Source organism: Streptomyces sp. AM25, assembly GCF_058146165.1.
The window spans coordinates 19,110-39,926 of record NZ_JBKIWN010000041.1; the positions used below are offsets into that span (position 1 = coordinate 19,110).

General features: G+C 72.3%; 18 protein-coding genes. 8 read left to right on the forward strand and 10 right to left on the reverse strand.

Annotated features, from left to right (window positions below; all coding sequences use genetic code 11):
* Positions 1–19: 19 nt before the first annotated feature.
* A complete protein-coding gene (locus tag ACLHRZ_RS33190) occupies positions 20–1,162 on the reverse strand; it encodes an NAD(P)/FAD-dependent oxidoreductase (protein WP_490422320.1) in 1,143 nt (380 codons plus the stop codon).
* A gap of 60 nt (positions 1,163–1,222) precedes the next feature.
* On the reverse strand, positions 1,223–2,596 hold the full coding sequence (locus ACLHRZ_RS33195) for an aminopeptidase P family protein (protein WP_490422321.1): 1,374 nt from the start codon (positions 2,594–2,596) through the stop codon (positions 1,223–1,225).
* A 144-nt stretch (positions 2,597–2,740) separates the two neighbouring features.
* Between ACLHRZ_RS33195 and ACLHRZ_RS33200 the strand changes: the two genes are divergently transcribed.
* The 5 genes from ACLHRZ_RS33200 to ACLHRZ_RS33220 all read left to right on the forward strand — a co-directional run bounded on the left by ACLHRZ_RS33200 (position 2,741) and on the right by ACLHRZ_RS33220 (position 10,161).
* Entirely contained in the window at positions 2,741–3,706 is a 966-nt protein-coding gene (locus ACLHRZ_RS33200) for a LysR family transcriptional regulator (RefSeq protein WP_490422322.1), read from the forward strand.
* 199 nt (positions 3,707–3,905) lie between these two features.
* Positions 3,906–4,691: a hypothetical protein gene (locus ACLHRZ_RS33205; protein ID WP_490422323.1), complete on the forward strand. Its 786-nt coding sequence runs from the start codon at positions 3,906–3,908 to the stop codon at positions 4,689–4,691.
* Between the two features lie 45 nt (positions 4,692–4,736).
* Entirely contained in the window at positions 4,737–6,197 is a 1,461-nt protein-coding gene (locus ACLHRZ_RS33210; RefSeq protein WP_490422324.1) for a class I SAM-dependent methyltransferase, read from the forward strand.
* Positions 6,194–7,513, forward strand: coding sequence for a cytochrome P450 family protein (locus ACLHRZ_RS33215; protein WP_490422325.1), 1,320 nt, complete (start codon positions 6,194–6,196; stop codon positions 7,511–7,513). The genes ACLHRZ_RS33210 and ACLHRZ_RS33215 overlap by 4 nt, the downstream gene beginning before the upstream one ends.
* A 149-nt stretch (positions 7,514–7,662) precedes the next feature.
* Entirely contained in the window at positions 7,663–10,161 is a 2,499-nt protein-coding gene (locus ACLHRZ_RS33220; RefSeq protein WP_490422326.1) for a collagenase, read from the forward strand.
* Here the strand turns inward: ACLHRZ_RS33220 and ACLHRZ_RS33225 are convergent.
* The 4 genes from ACLHRZ_RS33225 to ACLHRZ_RS33240 form a co-directional block, all read right to left on the reverse strand.
* Positions 10,139–11,266: a hypothetical protein gene (locus ACLHRZ_RS33225; protein ID WP_490422327.1), complete on the reverse strand. Its 1,128-nt coding sequence runs from the start codon at positions 11,264–11,266 to the stop codon at positions 10,139–10,141. The genes ACLHRZ_RS33220 and ACLHRZ_RS33225 overlap by 23 nt on opposite strands.
* A 158-nt stretch (positions 11,267–11,424) precedes the next feature.
* Complete coding sequence (locus ACLHRZ_RS33230) at positions 11,425–12,117, reverse strand: ANTAR domain-containing protein (protein WP_490422328.1); 693 nt, start codon at positions 12,115–12,117, stop codon at positions 11,425–11,427.
* A gap of 62 nt (positions 12,118–12,179) precedes the next feature.
* Positions 12,180–12,920 (reverse strand): GAF and ANTAR domain-containing protein, encoded by a 741-nt coding sequence (locus ACLHRZ_RS33235; protein ID WP_490422329.1) that lies wholly within the window; start codon positions 12,918–12,920, stop codon positions 12,180–12,182.
* 166 nt (positions 12,921–13,086) lie between these two features.
* Entirely contained in the window at positions 13,087–13,467 is a 381-nt protein-coding gene (locus tag ACLHRZ_RS33240; protein ID WP_490422330.1) for an STAS domain-containing protein, read from the reverse strand.
* Between the two features lie 415 nt (positions 13,468–13,882).
* Between ACLHRZ_RS33240 and ACLHRZ_RS33245 the strand changes: the two genes are divergently transcribed.
* Together ACLHRZ_RS33245 and ACLHRZ_RS33250 are read left to right on the forward strand one after the other, a co-directional pair.
* Entirely contained in the window at positions 13,883–14,368 is a 486-nt protein-coding gene (locus ACLHRZ_RS33245) for a hypothetical protein (protein WP_490422331.1), read from the forward strand.
* 105 nt (positions 14,369–14,473) lie between these two features.
* Positions 14,474–15,412, forward strand: a complete 939-nt coding sequence (locus ACLHRZ_RS33250) for an NADP-dependent oxidoreductase (protein WP_490422332.1) — start codon at positions 14,474–14,476, stop codon at positions 15,410–15,412.
* A gap of 24 nt (positions 15,413–15,436) precedes the next feature.
* Here the strand turns inward: ACLHRZ_RS33250 and ACLHRZ_RS33255 are convergent, their stop codons facing one another.
* A complete protein-coding gene (locus tag ACLHRZ_RS33255; RefSeq protein ID WP_490422333.1) occupies positions 15,437–17,566 on the reverse strand; it encodes a PIG-L family deacetylase in 2,130 nt (709 codons plus the stop codon).
* Between the two features lie 205 nt (positions 17,567–17,771).
* On the opposite strand from ACLHRZ_RS33255, the gene ACLHRZ_RS33260 reads away from it, so the two are divergent.
* Positions 17,772–18,260 (forward strand): hypothetical protein, encoded by a 489-nt coding sequence (locus ACLHRZ_RS33260; protein WP_490422334.1) that lies wholly within the window; start codon positions 17,772–17,774, stop codon positions 18,258–18,260.
* Positions 18,261–18,530: 270 nt separating this feature from the next.
* On the opposite strand, the gene ACLHRZ_RS33265 is transcribed toward ACLHRZ_RS33260, so the two are convergent.
* From ACLHRZ_RS33265 to ACLHRZ_RS33275, 3 genes are all read right to left on the reverse strand, one after another.
* Entirely contained in the window at positions 18,531–18,953 is a 423-nt protein-coding gene (locus tag ACLHRZ_RS33265) for a hypothetical protein (RefSeq protein WP_490422335.1), read from the reverse strand.
* A gap of 128 nt (positions 18,954–19,081) precedes the next feature.
* Entirely contained in the window at positions 19,082–19,594 is a 513-nt protein-coding gene (locus ACLHRZ_RS33270) for an O-acetyl-ADP-ribose deacetylase (RefSeq protein WP_490422336.1), read from the reverse strand.
* Positions 19,591–20,814 (reverse strand): M20 metallopeptidase family protein, encoded by a 1,224-nt coding sequence (locus ACLHRZ_RS33275; protein ID WP_490422337.1) that lies wholly within the window; start codon positions 20,812–20,814, stop codon positions 19,591–19,593. Before ACLHRZ_RS33275 ends, ACLHRZ_RS33270 begins: the two co-directional genes overlap by 4 nt.
* Between the last annotated feature and the right edge of the window lie 3 nt (positions 20,815–20,817).

A 20,817-nucleotide genomic window follows, 5' to 3' on the forward strand; every position in this document is an offset into this window, starting at 1 on the left:
GGGAGTTCAGAAAGGGAGTTCAGAAGCGGCCGGGGTCGAACGGGCGGATGTCCAGCGGGGGTTCGCCGCCGGTCAGGCAGCGTGCGATGATCAGCCCGGTCGCCGGGGCGAGTCCGATGCCCGCGCCCTCGTGGCCGCAGGCGTGCAGCAGGCCGGGGACGCGCGGGTCGGGGCCGATGGCGGGCAGGTGGTCCGGCAGGTAGGGGCGGAAGCCGGTGTAGGTGCGCAGCGCGCGCACCGTGCCCAGGACCGGGAAGAGGGCCATGGCGCCGGCCGCGAGGCGCTGCAGGGCCTGCGGTGACAACGACCGGTCGAAGCCGACGCGTTCGCGGCTGGCGCCGATCAGGACGGGGCCGGCCGGGGTGCCCTCGATCACGGCCGAGGTCTGCAGCGCGGCGGATCCGCCGGCCACGTCCGCCATGTAGTCGGCGGCGTACACCTTGTGCCGCACCACGCGCGGCAGCGGTTCGGTGACGAGGACGAATCCGCGGCGGGGCAGCACGGGCAGCTCCACGCCCGCGAGCCGGGCGAGTTCGCCGCCCCAGGCGCCGGCGGCGTTGACGACGTACGGGGCGTGGACCTCCCCGCGGCGGGTGCGCACGCCGCGCAGGGTACCGTCGGTTCCGGTGAGCAGGCCGGTGACCTCCTCGCCGAGCCGCAGGTGCATCCGGTCGCCGGCCGCGTGCAGCAGGTGTGCGGTGGCGAGGGCCGGCATGACCTGCGCGTCCTGGGGATAGTGGACGCCGCCGGCCAGGCCGGGGGCGAGGTGGGGTTCCAGGTCGTGGAGCCGGTCCGCGGGGATCTCCTCGGCGGTGACGCCTGCGGCGCGCTGCCGGTCCGCGAAGGCCCGCAGGGCGGCTGCGCCGGCTTCGTCCGCGGCGACGATGAGGCCGCCCTTGGGCTCGTACTCGATCCGTGCCGGCAGCGCCCCGGCCAGTTCCGTCCACAACCTGGCCGACAGCAGGGCGAGTTCCAGTTCCGGTCCCGGTTCCTTGTCGGAGACCAGGAGGTTGCCTTCACCGGCGCCGGTGGTGCCGCCCGCGACGGAGCCGCGGTCGATCACCGTGACGCGGAGGCCGGCGCCGGCGGCGTAGTGGGCGCAGGCCGCTCCGACCATGCCGGCACCCACGACGATGACGTCCGAGAGGTTTCCCGTTGGCACATCAGTAATATTTCACATTGCACTGACGTTGCCAAGGGTGCCGCCGGCCCCGTATTCCCTTCAGCCGTCGAGCAGTTGGCCCATCCACTCCTCGACGGCGTCCGGCGTCCTCGGCAGGCCGCCGGACATCAGCCGGGCCCCCTCCGCCGTGATCACCAGGTCGTCCTCGATGCGCACCCCGATGCCGCGCAGCTCGGGCGGCAGTGTCTCGTCGTCGGGCTGGAGGTAGAGCCCGGGCTCGACGGTGAGCACCTGACCCTCCTTCAGCACCCCGTCCAGATAGGCATCGGCACGCGCCCGGGCACAGTCGTGGACGTCCAGGCCGAGCATGTGGCCACTGCTGCACAGCGTGTAGCGGCGGTGGAAGTCGCTCTCCGCGCTCTTCAGCACGCCCCACTCGGCCAGCCCTTCGGCGATGACCCGCATCCCGGCCCGGTGGAAGTCCCGGAAGCACGCCCCCGGCCGCAGCGCGGCGATGCCCGCTTCCTGGGCGGCCAGCACGAGTTCGTACACCTGCCGCTGGACCGGCGAGAAGCGGCCGGAGAGCGGGAGGGTGCGGGTGATGTCGGCGGTGTAGAGGCTGTCGGTCTCCACGCCCGCGTCCAGGAGCAGCAGCTCCCGGGGGTCGAGCGGGCCGTCGTTGCGTATCCAGTGCAGGACGCAGGCGTGGGCGCCGGAGGCGGCGATGGTCTCGTAGCCGGTGCCGTTCCCCTCGGTGCGGGCGCGCAGGCCGAAGATGCCCTCGATCCAGCGCTCGCCGCGCGGATGCGCGAGGGCGCGCGGCAGGGCCCGTACCACGTCCTCGAATCCTGCGGCGGTGTGGTCCACCGCCCGCTGCAGCTCCGCCACCTCCCACACGTCCTTCACCAGCCTCAATTCACTGAGCACGCAGGCGAGTTCGGTGTCGGCGGCCGCGTTCCGTCCGGGCGGGAGCTCGCCGAGGGCGACGCAGCGGATGCCGGCCATCCGCCCGGCCTCCGCGAGGTCCGGTCGGCGCCCGACCCAGAACTCGCCGTAGCGGCGGTCCCGGTAGAAGCCCTCGTCCGTGCGCGGGGAGCGCGGGCGCACGTGCAGCACCGCCTCGTGGCCGTGCGGCCCGTCGGGTTCGAGGACGAGCACGTGCCCCGCCTGCTCCTCGCCGGCCAGGCCGGTCAGCCAGGTGTAGGCGCTGTGCGGGCGGAAGCGGTGGTCGCAGTCGTTGGACCGCACCCTCAACTCCCCCGCCGGGACCAGGAGCCGCTCCCCGGGGAAGCTCGCGGAGAGCCGGGCCCGGCGGGCCGGGGTGAGGGCGGCGACGGGCAGCCGGACGTCGCCGGCCGGCGGGGCGGCCTGCCAGCCGGACGCCATGAAGGAGGCGAGCTCGGGTGATACGGGCAGGTCGTGGCCGACTGTGCGGATCGCGGAAGTGGGCGCGGGCGTAACCGACTTGGTCATGGGGCCTCCCCTCTCGTCAGTGCAATTTCACACTACTGTGTTACCGGTCACATTCCATCAGTGTCGACCGCGCGAGATTTCGCAGAAGACCGCGGAGCCACGCCCCCTGTCCGGACACCGCCGCCACTCCCTACCATCCGCCATATGGACCTGGAGCTTCGGCACCTGCGGGTGCTGTGTGCGATCACCGATGCCGGGAGCGTCGGCCGGGCCGCGGCGGATATGGGGTACTCCCAGCCGGCCATGAGCACACAACTCCGGCGGATCGAGCGGTTCTTCGGCGAGCCGCTGTTCGTCCGCAGGGCGTCGGGCGTCGAACTGACGCGGTACGGCGTGGAGGTGGTGACCCAGGCCCGTGACGTCCTGGCCCGCGCGGCGGCGATCGGGCGCCGGCCCGCCGGGGGCGCTGCGGGGGCGCACCGGTCCTTGCGTCTGGCCGCGACCAACTCGCCGGTCCTGTCCGGCATGGTCATGCGGCTCCGTACGCTGCTGCCGGGCCTCGATGTCACGGTGAGCAGCGTGTACGCGTCCTCGGAGATCGTCGAACTCCTGGAGCACGGCGACGTGGACGTGGCGATCGCGGCGGACTACCCCGGGCGGGAGTTGCGGCATTCGTCCGCGGTGGCCCATCGCGGGATCGTCACGGAGCCGTCCTTCGTCGCCCTGCCCGCGCATCACCGGCTTCGGCACTGCCCCGAGATCGCGCTCGCCGATCTGGCCGGCGACGCGTGGTTCCTGACCCCCGACGACGGGGCCGGCTGGCCGGGGGTGTTCTACGCGGCGTGCGGATCGGCCGGGTTCACGCCGGTGGCGGTGCACGAATTCCTGGGCGACCGGCTCGAGTTGCAGGACATGATCGCGGAGGGGCTGGGGGTGTCCGTCGTGCAGGCGACGCACCGGCCGACCTCCGACGTCGTCGTCAAGCCGCTGTCCGGCACCCCGCTGTGGTGCCGCTACGTCCTGGCCTGGCGCCGCGGGGGCCTGGCCGACGAGATCGCCGACACGCTCTTCGGCTCGGCCACCGCGGCGTACCGCGAACTCATCGCGCATGCACCGCACTTCCGGGCGTGGGTGTCGCGGACCTGGAGCGGGGCGCGGATCCAGGGCTGAAGATCCCCCGCGCGGGGTGAGGGGCTCGTTGACCCGGCGTCAACGACGCTGTCAACGCGCTGCAGCGGGGCTTTCCCGAGGTTGCGGAAACGACCGGCAAGGTCATTACACTCCGCTCGTATTCGGCAACCCTCAGTGCTGACGCGTCGTCTCCTCGACGCTCGGTGCTGCCCGTTTCCTTTCTGGAGAAGCGATCCCCGTGCTTTCCACCGCCCCGGACCCGGCGGCATACTTCGCCTTCCGTGACCGGCTTCTCGGCCCGCTGCGGACCACCATCCTCACCGGTGAGCAGCTGTGCGAGGCCGGTCGCCTCATCTACGGCGACCCCGACGGCCTGTCCCTGTACGGGATTCCGGCCTCCGACATGGCCGTCAAGGGAATCACCCTGCTGGGCCGCACCACCATCGAGTGTTCCGTCGACGCCTACGTCTCCCCCTTCGCCGACACCTTGGCCGGCCTCCTGGCCGCCGCCGCGCCGCAGGGCCCCGAGACCGATGCACCGTTGATCGTGGACCTGTTCTGCGGCTCGGGGAACTTCGGATACCACCTGGGCCGGCGCCTGTCGCGCCCGGTGCAGGCCACCGAACTCGACCCGATGGTGTACGCCACCACCCGCAACAACCTGGAGCGCATCGGCTCCGCCATCGCCCTGCACCCGATGGACTACCGTGACCTGCTGGGGAAGCTGCCCGCCCGCTCCACGCACGACACCTACGTCGTCGAGCCGCCCTGGGGCCCGGCGTTCACCGCCGCCGGCCTGGACCTGACCCGCACCTCTCCGCCCGTGCCGGAGATCCTGCAGGACATCCGCCGCTCCCGTGACGGCGTGCCCTGCCACGTCGCGATCAAGACGAACGACCAGATCGCGGACGACTCCCTGGCACGGTCCTTCGCCGGTGCCGAGCACCTGGCGACCGTCACCCCGACGCCCCAGCTGCCCTACGGCGCCAACATGGACTTCCACCTCTACCGGCTCCACGGCTGACCCGTCCGGTGACACCGGACGGCATCACTTGACGGGAGATCTTTCGTGACGACGGTTGCAGGGGCCGACGACGGCGCGGCCCGTACGTTCGATGTGCTGGGAAGCACCTATGAGGAGACGCACGGGCGGATCCCCGAACTCCTGGCGGCACTCGAATGGTTGACGGCACGGCTGCCCCAGGGGGCGAAGGTGCTGGACATCGGCTCCGGAACGGGGCGTCCGACCGCGCAGCGGCTGGCCGCGGCCGGGCACGCGGTGTTCGGGTGCGACGTGTCGGCCACCATGGTGGAACTGGCCCGCACCCGGGTCCCGGACGCCCGCTTCGAGCAGGTCGACGTCCGGGCCCTGCCGGACGATCCGGAGACCTGGGACGCGGTGACGGCGTTCTTCCCCCTGCTGCAGATGTCCCGGGCCGACATCGCCGCCACCGTGCGCCGGATCGGCATCTGGCTCAAGCCCGGCGGACTGCTGGCCCTGGCCACGGTCCCCGCCGACGCCGAGGACGTCGAACTGCAGTGGATGGGCCGGGTGTGCCGGGCGTCCAGCTTCCCCTCCGAGGCGTTCCTGGACCTGGTGCGCGAGGCCGGGTTGCACATCGTGCACGCCGGATCCAGCGTCTTCCGCCCCGACTTCCCCGGCGCCGTCGAGGAGGACCACCTGTTCGTCCACGCCGTCAGGCCCGGCGGCCCCGGCGCGCCGTCCCACGCCCTGGCCGGTCCCTATCCGCTGCCCGCCGCCTACCGGGGGCCGCAGGCACTGAGCCAGCACGGCTGGCTGGGCATGGAAGCCCGCTTCGAACGCCACGACATCGCCCTCGTCGCCGACGCCTTGGCCGGCAACACCCGGGTGCTCGACATCGGCGGCGGCACCGGAGCGGTCGTCAAGGAGATCACCGCCCGGCTGGGGGCCTGCACGACCGTCGAGCCGCACCCGGACCGCGAGCAGAGCATGCAGCCCCTCGTCCGCGACGGGGTCACCGTCCTGCCCGGCCGCGCCGAGAGCCTGCCCGTGCCCGACGGCGCGGTGGATGCCGCGGTGGCCACCTGGGTGCTGCACTACACCGACGACCCGCGGGCAGCGGTGCGGGAGATGGTGCGCGTCGTGGACCGCACCCACCCCGCGGCCCGGATCGTCCTGGTCCAGGGTGCCCCCGACAACGAGCTCATCGGCCTGTGGAACCGCGCCTGCGCGCCGCTGACGGGCCAAGGCCCCGACCACCAGGGCTACTTGCTCAGCGTCGCCGCGCAGGAGCTGGCCGCGGGAGGTTTCGAGGACATCTCGTTCACCCGCGCACGGGTCGATGTCGTCTTCCCCGAGGACGGGGCGGAGGCCAGGGCTCAGGCGGCCGCGCAGGTCCTGGCCGAGTTCTGGAGCACCGGCGATCCCGCCCCGGCGCGGTTGCGCCAGGCCCTGTTGCCCGCCATGCGGGAGCACTTCGCCACGGGGACCGACCGGTTCACGGACGACGGCGTCCTCCTCGTGGCCCGGCCCCGCCCCGCACGATGACCACCGTTCCCCCCGGAGACGCGGCCCGGGTGCAGACCGAGGGCGACCGCACCGTGCCGGCCCGTGAGGTCTGCGCCGCCGGTTCGCCCGGCTGCCCCGCTGCGAATCCGGGCACGATCCTCCATCACGGCGCCGGCGACCCCGCCCCGTTGTATGCGCATCTGCGTGCGCACCATCCCGTCTTCCACGACCCGCTGCTGGAGGTGTGGGTCGTCTCCCGCCACCAGGACGTCGTCCGCGCCTTCCGCGACACACCGGGAGACTTCACCAGCCGGCGGACCTTCGAGCCCCTGTGTCCGCCCGCCCCGCACGCCGGGACCGTCCTGGCCGCCACCGGCATGGCTCCTGCCGCCAGCGCCCTCGACCCGCCCGAGCACACCCGCCTGCGCCGCGCCGTCAACTCCGCCTTCCCCACCACCGAACGACGCGTCGACGCCCTCGACGGCGACCTGTACGCCACGGCGACGGCCCACGCCGCCGCCTTCGCCGAGCGCCCCTCGCGCACCGGGGACCTCGTCGCCGACTACGCCCGCCCCCTGTGCCTGGCCGCGCTCGGCCACATCACCGGTGTGTCCGCCGCACACCATCCCGCCGTCGCCGCCCGGGCCGCGGCGATGACCCGCCTCGTCGCCGACCGCCTCACCCCCGCCCAACAGACCGATGCCGCCCATGCCATCGGCGACCTGTGGTCGTTCTGCCGCGCCCTCGCCGACGATCCCCGGAGCCTCGCCCCGGGCAGCCTCCTGCCCGCTCTGCTGGCTCACCGGCCCCGGGACGGCACGGCCCTCTGTCCCGACGAAGCAGCCTCCGTCCTGATGGAGATGCTGATCACCACCGCCGAGGTGATGCCCAAACTCATCGCCAACACCCTCCACCGCCACCTGAATTCGCGTTCGCGCCTCGCCGCGCAGCCTTCTCGGCTGTCCGAGCTGTGCCGGCCCGAACACCTCGACCGGGCCATCGCCGACACCCTGCGCCACGACACCCCTCTCATCGGCTGGCTGCGCGCCACCGCCCGCCCGCTCCACCTGGCCGGCACCCCCGTGCCCGCCCACGCCAAACTCCTGCTCCTCCTCGGCTCCGCCTGCCACGACGCCCCGCCCCACGCGCCGACTCCCGCCTTCGGCACCGGCGTCCACTACTGCCCCGGAGCCCCCTTCAGCCTGCGCCTGGCCCGCCACGCCCTGGCCGCCGTCACCCGGGCATGCCCCGGTCTCGTTCTCGCCGCCCCCTGCGAAGAGGGCGTGGAGAGCACTGCCGCATGGCCGCTCAACGCCCTGACCCGCGGGCCGGACCGGCTCGACGCCGTCTGGTAGGTCGAGCCGGCCCGGCGTTATGGCGTGCACATGCAATGTGCTATGTCACACCCCATTGTCCGGACCCGCACGCGGTGGGACGGTGCCGCATGCGCCTCGGCTCCTCTCCCGAGGCGCACCCCCCACGCACCTCCCACGAAGGAGTCCGGATGCTCCAGCGCTCCGCCCTGTCCAGATGCGTGTCCGGCAGCCTGGCCGCCTGTGCCACGGTCGCCGGCCTCCTGGCGACCCCGGCACTTGCGGCACCCCCGTCCCCAACCGCCTCCCATACCCGGACGGCCTCTCCCGTACCACCGACCGGCTCGACGGCCGGCACCGGCGAGCGGGACGCCGTGCAACGTCAACGGCTGTCCGTCGACCGGCTCCCGCCGCTCAGCCCGGCCAGGCCGACAACTGCGCAGAAACCGCACGCCTCCGGGAAACCTGCCGCGGCCTCCTGCACCCCGGCCGACTTCGGCAGCCGGTCCGGTTCCGACCTGGTCTCGTTCGTCGAGGCCTCGTCCAAGGACTGCGTCAACACCCTGTTCGCCGTCACGGGCGCGGACGCGCACAACGTCTTCCGCGAAGCCCAGATGGTGACCATGGCCAACGCCTTCGGGAACGCGGCGAAGACATACCCCGGCGACGACTCGACCGGCGCACTGCAGCTGACGCTCTTCCTGCGCGCGGGCTACTACGTGCAGTTCAACCACCCGTCCGACGTCGGCTCCTACGGTCCGGACCTGGCGAAGGCAACAGAGGCCGGCCTGGACGCCTTCTTCGCCAACGCGCATGCGAAGGACATCACTTCGGCGAACGGCGACACCCTGGGCGAGGTGCTCATCCTGACGGACAGCGCCGACGAGCAGGCCCGCTACCTGAACGTCTACAAGCAGGTGCTCGACGGGTACGACAGCTCCTACGACGCGATTCCCAGCATGCTGGCGGCCGTCAACGACGTCTACACGCCGCTCTGGCGGGGCAACTGGAACACGGCCTACGTCAACGCGGTCACGGCCGACCCGAGCATCGTCGACACGCTCAAGGCGTTCGCGGTGAACCACCTGGGGCTGCTGGGCACCGACCGTTCCTATCTGGACTCCAACGCCGGGATGAACGTGGCCCGTTACCTCGAGCACCCCGCCCTGCGGGACAAGGTCCGGCCGCTGGCGAAAGAGCTGCTGGGCGCCTCGCAGATCACCGGCCCGACCGCTCCGCTGTGGGTGACCGTCGCCTCCCAGGCCGACTACTACGACCAGGCCGGCTGCGACTACTTCGGCACCTGCAACCTCCCGGACCGCCTGACCAAGGCCGCGCTGCCGGTCACCCATTCCTGCGACGCGTCCCACACCGTCAGCGCGCAGGCGCTGACCGACGACGAGCTCGCCGCCACCTGCGCCAGCCTCCTGGGCCAGGACCCGTACTTCCACGCCCTCGTGAAGGACGGCGGCGCGATACCGGGCCAGTACGAATCCACCATCCGGCTCGTCGTGTTCGGCAGCCGTACCGACTACCGGACCTATGCCGGTGCGATCTTCGGCGTCAGCACCGACAACGGCGGCATCACGCTGACCGGCGACCCGACGAAGGCCGACAACCGGCCCACGTCCATCATGTACCAGAAGGCCCAGGACGACGGCTTCACGGCCCGGATATGGAACCTCAACCACGAGTACACGCACTACCTCGACGCCCGCTACGACATGAAGGGCGACTTCGCCCAGCAGACGGCCGTCCCCGACGTGTGGTGGATCGAGGGCCTCGCCGAGTACGTCTCCTACAGCTACCGCGGCGTCACCGACGACGGGGCGGTCGCCGAGGCCGGCAAGCACACCTACCGGCTGAGCACCCTGTTCCAGAACACCTACGCGAACAGCGACGTGACCCGCACCTACCCGTGGGGATACCTCGCGGTCCGCTACATGGCCGAGAAGCACCCCGCGGACCTCGACGCCATGCTCGCGCACTTCCGGACCGGCGACTACGCCGGCGGCTACGCCGTCTACACCACCGGCATCGGCACCCGGTACGACGCCGACTTCGACAGCTGGCTCACCGCCTGTGCGTCCGGCGCCTGCGCCGCCACGGCGGGACCGACGGCGGGCTTCGACACGAAGGTCTCGGGCCTGACCGTCGGCCTGACCGACAGGTCCACCGCGTCCGGCAACGGCCGCATCACCTCGCGCTCATGGGACTTCGGCGACCGGACCTCGTCGGCGGAGGCCAACCCGAGCAAGACGTACGCCGCCGCGGGCACGTACACCGTCGCCCTCACCGTCACCGACGACAGCGGGCGCACCTCCACCGCCCGCAAGCAGGTCACGGTGGGCGGCGACGTGACCGCGTGCGCGGACCCGGACACCCGCGTCCTGGGAAGGAACTGCTCCCGCACCGGCCGCTCGGCCACGGCGGGCAACCTGGACTACCTGTACCTCTACCTCCCGGCCGGCACGACGACCCTGACCGTCTCCACGACCGGCGGCACCGGCGACGCCTACCTCTACTACAACCCCGACACCTGGGCGACGGACAAGGCCAGCACGACGTCGTCCACCAAGTCCGGGACTGCCCAGAGCATCACCGTCACGAACACGGCGGCGGGCTACCGGTACATCAGCCTGTACGCCAAGACCTCGTTCAGCGGGGTCACGGTGACGGCGCGGTACTGACGGCCGAGCGTGCGGACGCATCCGCGCTCCGCCCGGTCAGGGCGAGCAGGGAATGGACCTGGCCGGCGCGGGCCATCAGCGGTGCGTAGCGTTCGTCGGCGGCGATGCGGGTGCAGCGGTCCAGCTCCGCCAGCCGTCCCTCGACGGTGGCGATGTTCTCCTGTGTCTTGTCCAGGGAGGTGCGCAGGGCGTCCTGTCTCCCGCCCCCGCTGCCGCCGAGCCAGGACGGCAGGCCGCCCCACCTCCGCTCGGCGCAGGCCTTCTCCAGGGCCCCCCGGGTGCGCAGGAGCCGGCCGAGCACCTCCTCCATGGTCTGCCGGTCGTGCAGCAGTCCGTCCGTTCCTTGCCAGGCGATGCGGGAGTACACCGCCAGCGCACGCCCGGCGTCCTGCACGTCGGACCGTGCGCGCTCGAGCGCGTCCGCCGGGTGGCCGGTGCCGGCCAGTTCGGTGATGCGGTCGGTCAGGAACTGTTCGGTGCGCCCGAGTTGGTCCTGGCGCACGGTGGCGATCCATGCGGTGTCCCGGTCCGGGGAACACCGCTGTGCGATGTGCAGCGCGCTGACCGTCTTTCGCCCCTCGGGCGAGTCGACTCCGTCCAGCTCCGCCTCGGCGCGGGCCAGCCGGGGGCGCAGTGCCGCGATCCGTGTCCGAAGATCCGCGAGGTCCCCGGCGGAGTAGATCCAGTCGTAGACCCGGCGGACGACGGGAAGCCGCCGCTTGGCGCGCTTGCGTGCCAGCCACTGTTCCGCCTCCTCCACGTCCGCCAGTTCCGCACGCAGGGCCGCGGCCCGCCGGTGGAATCCGTCGATCTCGGCGACGGGATCCGCTGCGCGGGCGGCGGCCTGCCGGGCCCGGCTGTGCAGCACGGCCCTCAGCCGTTCGTCCTGTTGCCGGTCCGCGAACTGCTCGGCCAGCCGGTCCAGTTCCTCGACGGTACGGCCGATGAGCGAGGCGGCGAAGGCCGCTCCGTCATCGGCCGGGTGCGGCCACGCGGCCCCGCCGCGCGGGAGGGCGGGTCGGGCCGTCGGAGCCGGGCCGCTCCGGACCTCTCCGGCCGGCTTCGGCCGCGGGGACCGGGTGGGTTTCGGCGCCGTCTGGTACAAGCGGGAGCCTTCGACGAGGGTGGCCGGGGACGGGAAGGACGATCGCAGAAACGGCGACCGGCCTGCAGTCCCGGAAAGTTGACTCCTGTCGCCGTGGGGTGACTGTCGAGCGGGGGCCTCGAGGGCCGAGGTCATGCGCCTGGGCGCCGCCGGTCCCGTCAGGAGGCGTTGTCGCTCAGGCGGAGGCGTCCGTCGAGTATGGCGTGGGCGGTCTCCAGGAGGGGCTGGTTGTGACGGTATGCATGGGCCCGGATGCGGGCGAGGGCGTCGGCGGCGGGGATGCCGAGCTGGACGGCGATCATGCCCGTGGCCTGGTGGACCTCGGCGCGGTGCAGGTGGTGGCGGCCGTTGGCGAGGCGAGCGGAGGTGCCGGGTGCGGTGAGCAGGTCGGCGAGGGCGTCGGCCAGGGCCAGGGCGTCGGTGGTCTGCTGAAGGTCGAGGGGACCGGGGGTGGTGCGGTGGCCGGTGAGGGTGGCGAGGTGGATGACACCGAGGGTGAGAGGGAAGGCGAACACGGCCCGGATGCCGAGGTCGTGGACGGCCGGGTACAGGCCGGGCCAGCGCTGCGGGGGGATGCGGGCGAGGTCGGAGGCCAGGACCGGGGCCAGGGCGCGGGCGGCGTCGGGGCTGGGCCCTTGACCCTGGGTGTACTGGAGGTCGTCGAGGAGGGCGGCGGCTTCACTGGTGTGGCACAGCAGTTCGGGAGCCGCGTGGTCTCGGGCCAGGGACAGGGCCAGACCGTCCAGGTGCAACAGCCGGGCGCCGATACGCAGATGCGTGGTCAGGGCGCCCGGCTGGGGGGTGCGGGCGAGGCAGGCCAGAAGTCGGTCCATGTTCGCGCTGACCGTCATGGCCCTCCCTCGGTTCCACTTGTGCCACTGCCTGGGTTACCCCTGCGGTGGGTGTCATGTGGTCACCGTTCCTCTCGGGGCAGTGTGGGTTCGGCGCCGTCTTCCACGACTTCGCGGGCAACCTCGGTCAGCAGGCGTCCGTGGTGGCGGGCGTAGCGGCGCATCCGGCTGAACGCCTCGTCGACGCTGACGGCCCAGCGGACGGCGAGGACGCCCTTGGCCTGTTCGATGATGATGCGGGAGTTCAGGGCGGTCTGCAGCTGGGTGGCGACGGTCGCGTGCTCGTGAACGGCGCGCTGCTGGAGGATGCCGATGGCAGCCGTGTCGGCCAGTGCCTGGGCGAGTTTGAGGTCGCCCGGGTCCAGGCGGCCCGGCTGGGAGCGGAACAGGTTGAGGGCGCCGATCGTCTCCTCGCGCAGGCGCAGCGGTGCGCCGGCCACCGAGGTGAAGCCCGCCTGCCGGGCACGCCGGCGGAAGCGGGGCCAGTGGGTGCGGGCGTACGGGTGGTCGAGGAGGATGTCGGGCAGGGGCCGCCCGGTACGGCAGCAGTCGCGGCACGGGCCTTCGTCCCACTCGATGCTGGCCAGTTCCAGCTCGCGGGTCCGTTCGTCGGAGGCGGTGGCGTCCAGCAGGTCGCCGCGCGGGGTGGTCAGGATGACGCCGGCGGCGGTGATGTCGAGCAGCTTGATGCAGTGGTCGGTGAGCGTGTGCAGGAAGTGGATCACATCGAAGTCGCCGACCAGGGTGTCGGCCAGCTCGACGAAGGCGGCGGCCAGCCGTTCCTCACGGGACGCCTCAGGCATCGGGGTCACCTCGTTTCGTCCGCGTGAACACGGAAGTCGTGGTCCGTGCCCGGGAGTTCGCCACCCGCGCTCGTAGGGTGATTCTGGCGCCCTCCCGGCCGGGACGTGCGCCGGTTTCCGGCATGCTTTGGGGGGTCTTCTGCGCGCGCCCGGCCCCGGCCGGGAGTCATACAAGGGGTGGCGGGCCGGTATTGGGGACCGCGTCGGTGAGGGACGGCAGCACGGCGAAGACGCCGTTCAGGCGCGCAAGGCGCAGCAGCCGCAGGATGTGGGGCCGGTTGCAGACCAGCAGCAGCTGGCCGGCGTGTGCGAGGGTGTGCCGGCGTGCCCGGCACAGCAGCCCCAGACCGGAGGCGTCCAGGAAGTCGACCGCGTTCAGGTCCAGGACGACCCGGCAGCGCGGCAGCGCGGTGACCGCGTCCAGTCGGGCGGTGACGGCAAGGACGGCGGCGATGTCGATCTCGCCGTGGAAGGTGACCACGGTCCACCCGCCGACGCATTGGGTGCGGAGGTAATCGTCAAGGGAAGGAGTGATGCCCTGGGGCATGGTGGTACCACCTGAGAACACCGGGCCACCCGCCCCTCACCGGGTACGGGTGGCACGAGGGTCGAAGCAGACCACCGGGTCCGGGGTGGCAGGGTGCGGCCAGCCTAGACCAGCCACTGCGGGCAGATGCGGCGAAGAATCGGTTTACACGAGAGAACATCCCCTCGGGAGGGGGAACTTCAACCGGATTCCTTGACATTGAGTGACCGTCAATTCGGAGTATCCGGCGCGGCGTTGCCCCAGCTCGCCGCCCGGATGGCCGAAGCCTCACCTAGGCGTGGTCGGCAGCGCAGCGTAGCCTGCCCTTGGTCCCGGACCCCGGCCATTGCTGTAGACGCGCAGTCGCGAGGGTCCCCGAGACGGGTCCTGCCTCCGCTGCATCCGCCCGCCCCACCCGCCACAGCAGGAGCCCGCCATGCCCACCTCCGTTCCGCACGCCGCGCCGGCCTCACGCACGCCGGATGCCGCACGCGCATCCCTTCCCCATCTGTCGCTGACCGTGGAGGCCGACCGGGCCGAGCACCTCCAGGTCCTGCTGGGCGGGGCCGCGCAGAGCCTGCTCTCCGCGCTCGGCGCCCCCGCCCCGCTGGCCCGCCACTTTGCGGACGCGGCCCGCATCGCCGGCCACTATCTGGCCGGACACAGCGAGCAGCCCCGCTGCCAGCTGCGGATCACCACCGACGCGGACGGGGTCACCCTGGCCGTCACCGACTACCTCGTGCACGACACCGTCAACCCGCCCGCCTGGCTGCCCGTCTCCCGCACCGGTCAACTCCAGCCCACCACCGCTCCATTGGTGGTGCACGCGCCCGGAGACCGCGCCGACCGCGGGCTGGCCCTGCACCGCACCCCGGACGGGCACCTCCGCCTCGCCTATCGCGGCTCCTGGCCCACCTGCTGATCCGCTTCCCGGGGTCCCGGCCGCCGCCGGACCCGGCGACACCGACCCCTTCGTCCACGCCCGGCGGGGGAATACCCCTGCCGGGTGGGGCCGTTGAGCACTGTCATGAAAGCTGTGGGATTCGAGACATTCGGCGGACCCGAGGTGCTGCGCACCCTGGACCTCCCGGAACCGGAAGCCGGACCGGGTGAGGTGCGCATCCGGGTCCATGCGGCGGCGGTCAATCCGACGGACACGCTCCGGCGCAGCGGCGCAGTGGCCTCGCGCTACAAGGACGTACCGCCGCCGTACGTGCCGGGCATGGACGCGGCCGGGGTGCTCGACCGGATCGGCGAGGGCGTCGCGGCCGGCCTGCGGACCGGCGATCACGTGATGGCCGTCGTGGTGCCGGACGGCGCCCACGGCGCCTACGCGGAACGGATCGTCGTCCCCGCCGCATCCGTGGTCAGGGTCCCCGCCGGCACGACCGACGCCGAGGCCGCCTCCCTGCCGATGAACGGCCTGACCGTGCGCCTGGCGCTCGACCTGCTCGGCCTCGCCCCGGACCGGACCGTCGCGATCACCGGAGCGGCCGGCGCGGTCGGCGGCTACGCCGTCCAACTGGCCAAAGCAGAAGGCCTCCGCGTGATCGCCGACGCGGCGCCGCGCGACGAACAGCTCGTCGAGGAGCTGGGCGCCGACATCGTCCTGGAGCGCGGGGACGACTTCCCCCAGCGGGTCCGCGCGGCCGTACCCGACGGCGTCGACGGGCTCATCGACGGCGCGCTCTTCGACCGGCGCGCGCTCCCCGCGGTCCGGGACGGCGGCCGGATCGCGACGCTGCGGAGTTTCTCCGAGCCCGGAGAGCGCGGCATCACCTTCCGTCCGGTCATGGTCACCGACTACGCCCGCGAGCAGGCGAAGCTCGACCGCCTCCGGCAGCAGGTCGAAGACGGCCACCTGACGCCGCGCGTCGCCCGGATCCTGCCGGCGGAGCAGGCCGCCGAAGCCCACCGCCTCCTGGAAGCGGGCGGCGTCCGGGGGCGGTTGATCCTCCGGTTCTGACGGCCCCGGCCCGGTGCCGGCTGCTCAGACGGCCTGCGCGGTACGAGCGGGCCGACGGGCGTGCCGTCCGCTGTCATGCGCGTGTGCCGTCCATACGGGCTCGGCGGTCCCCGGCTTCCAACGGGCCACGTGCAGGCGGGCGTCCACGCCGAGAACCGCGGTCACGACACGTCCGTCCGCGTCCGGGGCCGACGAGGGCGCGTGGACCGACAGCGGGCCCGATGCCGTCCACACGGGCGGCTCCCCGTCCGACGGTTCCGGGAGCCTCGCGAAGCTGAGGGTGCCGTGATCGTTGCGGGTGGCCAGGGCGATCCGGCCGTCACGGGTCCTGGTGGCCGTGACGGGACCGGTACCGCCGTGTCCGCCCAGCAACTGCGGCTCGGCTCGCCAGGGTTCCTGCAGGCCCGGCCGGTCGTAACAGAGGATCTCGCCGGTGCCGGGACGGCGCATGAGCAGCAGTGCGCGGCCCCGGCCTGCCGTCACATGGGTGACGGGCCCGGCGGGGGCGGGGAAGGGCAGCGGACGGGGGCGGCCGAAGGCGGAGGACGACTGCTCGTCCCGGTTCCACTGGATGATCCGGTCCGGGGCAGGGGCGTACAACTCGACCGTGCCGTCGGGGAGTGTGCCCCAGGCGACCCCCTCCTGGACGGTGCCTCCCAGATCGCGCCACGGACTCCAGGCGCCCGTGGGCTCGAGGCGGCGGTGGCTCAGCGCCCGGCCGAAGTTGCGCACGACGAACTCGAGGCCGCCGCCGGGCAGCGCGACGGGTTCCGGTTGGCCGATCTCCCTGCGCTTGACGGGGTTGAGGCCCTCGGCGTTGTACGGATTCCCGAGGTTCTGCCAGGCGCCGAAGCGGCCTCCCGGTTCTTGCTGGGATACGAGCATGACGTCGCGGCGGTGCTCGTAGCGCCCTGCCGCGAGCGACATGTGAACGCCGAACACATGCAGCAGTCCGTCGTCGGTGGCGACAGCATGCAACTGCGGCGAGAAGAATCCGCCTTCCGGGGCGTCGACGCCCAGCGGTCCCGACGTGAATTCCCCGCCGGTCTCCCGCCATTGGACGGGATTGCCGTTGAGAACGGTGAATGCCGTGAGCGCTCCGTCACCGTCTCGCTGCAGCCACGTCGAAGCGTGGGAATAGCGTGCGTAGGTGCTCCGGCTGTACGCCTTGCGGTGCGCACCGCCACCGAGTTGGAAGTCGCCGGGATCGATACCGTGCTTGCGTCGGCGGCCGTCCTGGCCCCCGTAGATGTCGAGGCGGCGGGTCTTGTCGTGAAACACCTGCCGGCTGAGGTTTCCGGGCCAGACCTTGTTGCCGTATCCCCGGTAGCTCTCGACCACGGGCGCGTGCTCCGGTGCCCGTTCGCCGTATCGGCGCAGGGCTTCGAAGGCGAACAGTGCGGCTGCCGTGTGCTCTTGGTGGTCGTGGTAGGTGACCCTGCCGTTCTCGTACGTGGCGTGGTCGGGGTCCGGGTCGAGCGTGCGCACCGTGCTGGGCCGGTGTTCCGCCAGCAGGCCGACGAGGGCGTCGAGGAGGCCTTCCCGGGTGACGGCATCGGGTGCGTCCGGGAGGGGCGAACCGATGGGGCGCCGGGTCCGCTGCTGCTCGATTTCTCCCGTCCACAGTGTATTCAGCCGCATGGGCGGACGGCCGCCCGTCATCGCGAGGTTGACGAAATAGAGCGTGACCGGCGCGCGGCCCGTCAAAGACGCCCGTTCGACGTGGAAGCCGCCCGAAGTGCGGTACGTCTCGCGGTTCCAGGGTGCCGACGCGTCGTTCAGCGCGGCGTCCGCGTACACCGCGCGCAATCCACGCTGGCGGGCGGCCGTGTACCCCTCGTAATCCACTGCCAGCCGGTCACGGTTCCTTGCTCCGTGGGCGGCATTGCGGCCGTCGGCTTCACCCGCGACGAGATACACGTTGACGACCTCTGCCCCGGCGGCGACGGCGTGGAAGAGGTCGGGCGTCATGAAGAAGAGATCGTCATCCGGGTGGGCCAGGATCTGCACGTGCGTGCCCAGGGCGGAACCACTGGCCTCCACCCCCTGGCCCTGCGGACCGGAGAACCGGAGCGCCGGGCGCGCAGGAGGGGGGAAGACGGCACCGCGCAGCCGCCGGGCGGCGGAGTGGACGCTGTGGAGCGAGAGGTGCATGGGAGAGCTTTCGAAGGATTCCCGACGGGCGCCGGCAGCCGGCGCCCGTCGCGATGACGAACCTGAGCCAGGGGATCTTGAACAAGGAGAGGGAATCGAGGGGCACCCGGTTCCGCCGTATCGTGATTTTTCTCCGCACCCGGGGCCTGCCCCGGATCATCACGGCATTGGACCGGACCGGCGCTGCCATGAAATTCTGCGCCGTATGCGCGTTCTAGAGATCCTTGTACCCTTTGCCCGCACCGGCCGCATCGGCGCGGCACGCCTGGGGGCACGGCTCGAGGACGTCACCGAGACGCTGGGGCCTCCATGGGCGCACGGCTCCTCGACCGGAGCCGACGGGCTGCCCTGTCTGTACGCGTACGGCAGCCTGGAGGTCGCCACCTGCCAGGCCCACTGCCAGGTGATCGAGGCGATCGTCGTCCAGACGGACTGGGCCACGATGGAGTGGCCGTCGCAGGAGCCTGGCCGGCCGGAGACGTTCCCCGGATATCCCGCGTACAGCGAAGTCCTGCGGGCGCTGGACGAGGCCGGATGCTCCTGGGAGATCTACGAGCCGCTGACCCTCGACGACCAGTGCGCGATCCGCGTCCCCGCCTCCGGCGCGACCTTCGTCTTCGCGACGGACGAAGAGGACGAGCCCAGGCTCTGCAGCGTGTCTGTGAGTCACTACCGCCCGCACGCCTGCGGCTAGGGCGTGTCCGATGGGTCAGCACAGGCCCCGCGACGCTCCCCCAGCTACCTCCCCCAGCTACCGCTGGGGGTGCCCCCAGGAGGTGCCCCCAGGCACGGCACCTCGCTGCGTTGTCGCATCACCCGAGTACGCCCAGTACGCGAGTGATGCTCCGCCTTGCGATGCTCCCCCAGCTACCGCTGGGGGTGCCCCCAGGAGGTGCCCCCAGGAGGTGCCCCCAGCACCCGACGCCGCGGGGCCCGCACTGACCCATCGGACACGCCCTAGGCCCTACGTCTCCCCCTTGCGCCGCACCGCGCCCCGCAACTGCCGCATCAGTTCCGCCAGTACGAGCAGGGCGACGAGGGGCGGCGCGGCCGCGAACACCGTACGGACGACGGTCGGGCCCTCGCTGTCGGAGACCCAGAGGCTCCAGGCGAGTGCGGCGACCGTCCCCACCACGATGATCAGCCAGGACGGCTGCTCCCTGCGCGCATCGACGACGGCCGCCGCCACCCCCAGCCCGCCGCCCACCATCAGCCCCATGACGAGCACGGCGTGCGTCCAGCCCGGAGCCCCGAGAGCACCGTCGAGAGGTGTTCTGGCACGGAGTTGACGGTAGGTGAGCCAGAGGCCCACGGCGTAGGTGACCGTGAGCGTCCCGATGCTCAGTGCCCTGACGACCTGTCCCAGAGGCCTGCGTTCGACGGTCATGCCAAGCCCCCCGTCGCATAACGTGGCCGGCTCCGGACTATCAGCGTGACCGGTTCATGCAGGCCCGAAACGGGCAATCGGAGAGTCTTTGCTCTCCGTTCGCCCGCCGCAGCCAAGACGGAGGCAGGTCACCCCACCTGCGCCGCGAACGCCTCGTACGCCCGCTCGCCGAAGAGCACGAAGCGCACCTCCTCCACCTCCGTCTCCACCCCCCGCACCGTTTCCACGGCGATACGCGCCGCGTCCTCCAACGGCCAGCCGTACACCCCCGTCGAGATCGCCGGGAACGCCACCGTCCGCGCGCCCAGTTCGTCCGCGACCCGCAGCGCTTCGCGGTGGCACGAGGCCAGCAGCTCCGAGCGGTCCTCCGCCCCCGAGAACACCGGCCCCACGGTATGGATCACCCAGCACGCCGGGAGCCGGCCCGCCGTCGTCGCCACCGCCCGGCCCGTGGGCAGGCCCTTGCCGTACTGTGCGGCGCGCAGGTCGCGGCAGGCGGCGAGGATCTCGGGGCCGCCCTTGCGGTGGATGGCGCCGTCGACGCCGCCACCGCCGAGGAGCGAGGAGTTCGCGGCGTTGACGACGGCGTCGACGTGCTGCTCGGTGATGTCGCCCTGGACGAGGGTGATGGCCGCCTTCACGCCGCCTCGCCACGGAGGTAGGTTTCCGCCACCGCGCAGTGCACCGCGACGCCGGCGGCCAGGGCGCGCTCGTCGTACACCACCTTGTCGGAGTGGTTGTCGGGAGCCGCCCCCGGTGTGCTGCCCGGCGGGCACGCGCCCAGGAACGCCATGGCGCCGGGGACGCGCTGCAGCACGTATGCGAAGTCCTCGCCGCCCATGGTGGGGTGCGGGAGGTCGTGGACGGCCGACGGGCCGAGGGCGCGGGTGGCGGCGCGGCGCACGGTGGTGGTGAAGGCCGGGTCGTTGTGCACCGGGGGGTAGCCCTCGGGGAGGTCGACGTCGGCGGTCATGCCGTGGGCCGCGGCCACGCCGTGGGCCACCCTGGTGATGCCCTCGCGCACGGCGCGGCGGCTCGTGTCGGTGAGGGTGCGGTAGGTGCCGTTCAGTTCGGCGGTCTCGGGGATGACGTTGAAGGCCCGTCCGGCCGTGATGGTGGTGATGGTGAGGACGGCGGGGTCGAAGACGGGGACGGTCCGGGTGACCATCGTCTGCAGGGCCTGGACGATTTCGCAGGCGACCGGGACGGGGTCGAGCAGCTTGTGCGGGCCGGCGGCGTGGCCGCCCCTGCCGCGGACGGTGATGCGGACGGTGTCGGCGGCGGCGTACTGGGCGCCCGTGCGGAGGTGGAGTGTTCCGGTCTCGTCGCGGGCGTTGATGTGCAGGGCGAAGGCGGCGTCGACCGGCCGGCCGTCCGGGCCGTGCAGGACTCCCTCGTCGATCATCGGGAGGGCGCCGCCGCCGAGTTCCTCGGCCGGCTGGAACATGAACACCACGCGGCCCGGCAGCCGTTCGCGGCGGGCCGTGAGCAGGCGGGCCGCTCCGACGAGCATGGCGGTGTGCGTGTCGTGGCCGCACGCGTGCATGACGCCGGGCAGTTCGGAGGCGTAGTCGAGTCCGGTGTTCTCCTGCTGGGGCAGTGCGTCCATGTCGGCGCGCAGCAGGACGGTCCGTCCGGGGCGGTGTCCTTCGAGGACGGCGACCACGGAGCTGAGCTTCTCCCCGACGCTCACCCTCAGGTCCAGGCCGGCGAGCGCGTCGAGCACCGTCTGCTGGGTGCGCGGCAGATGGGTGCCCACTTCCGGTGCGCGGTGGATGCGCCGCCGTACCGCCACGACCTCCGGCAGCAGTTTCCGTGCCTCGGCCGCCACGTCGGTGCCCGGTGTCCGCATGTCCGTCATGGT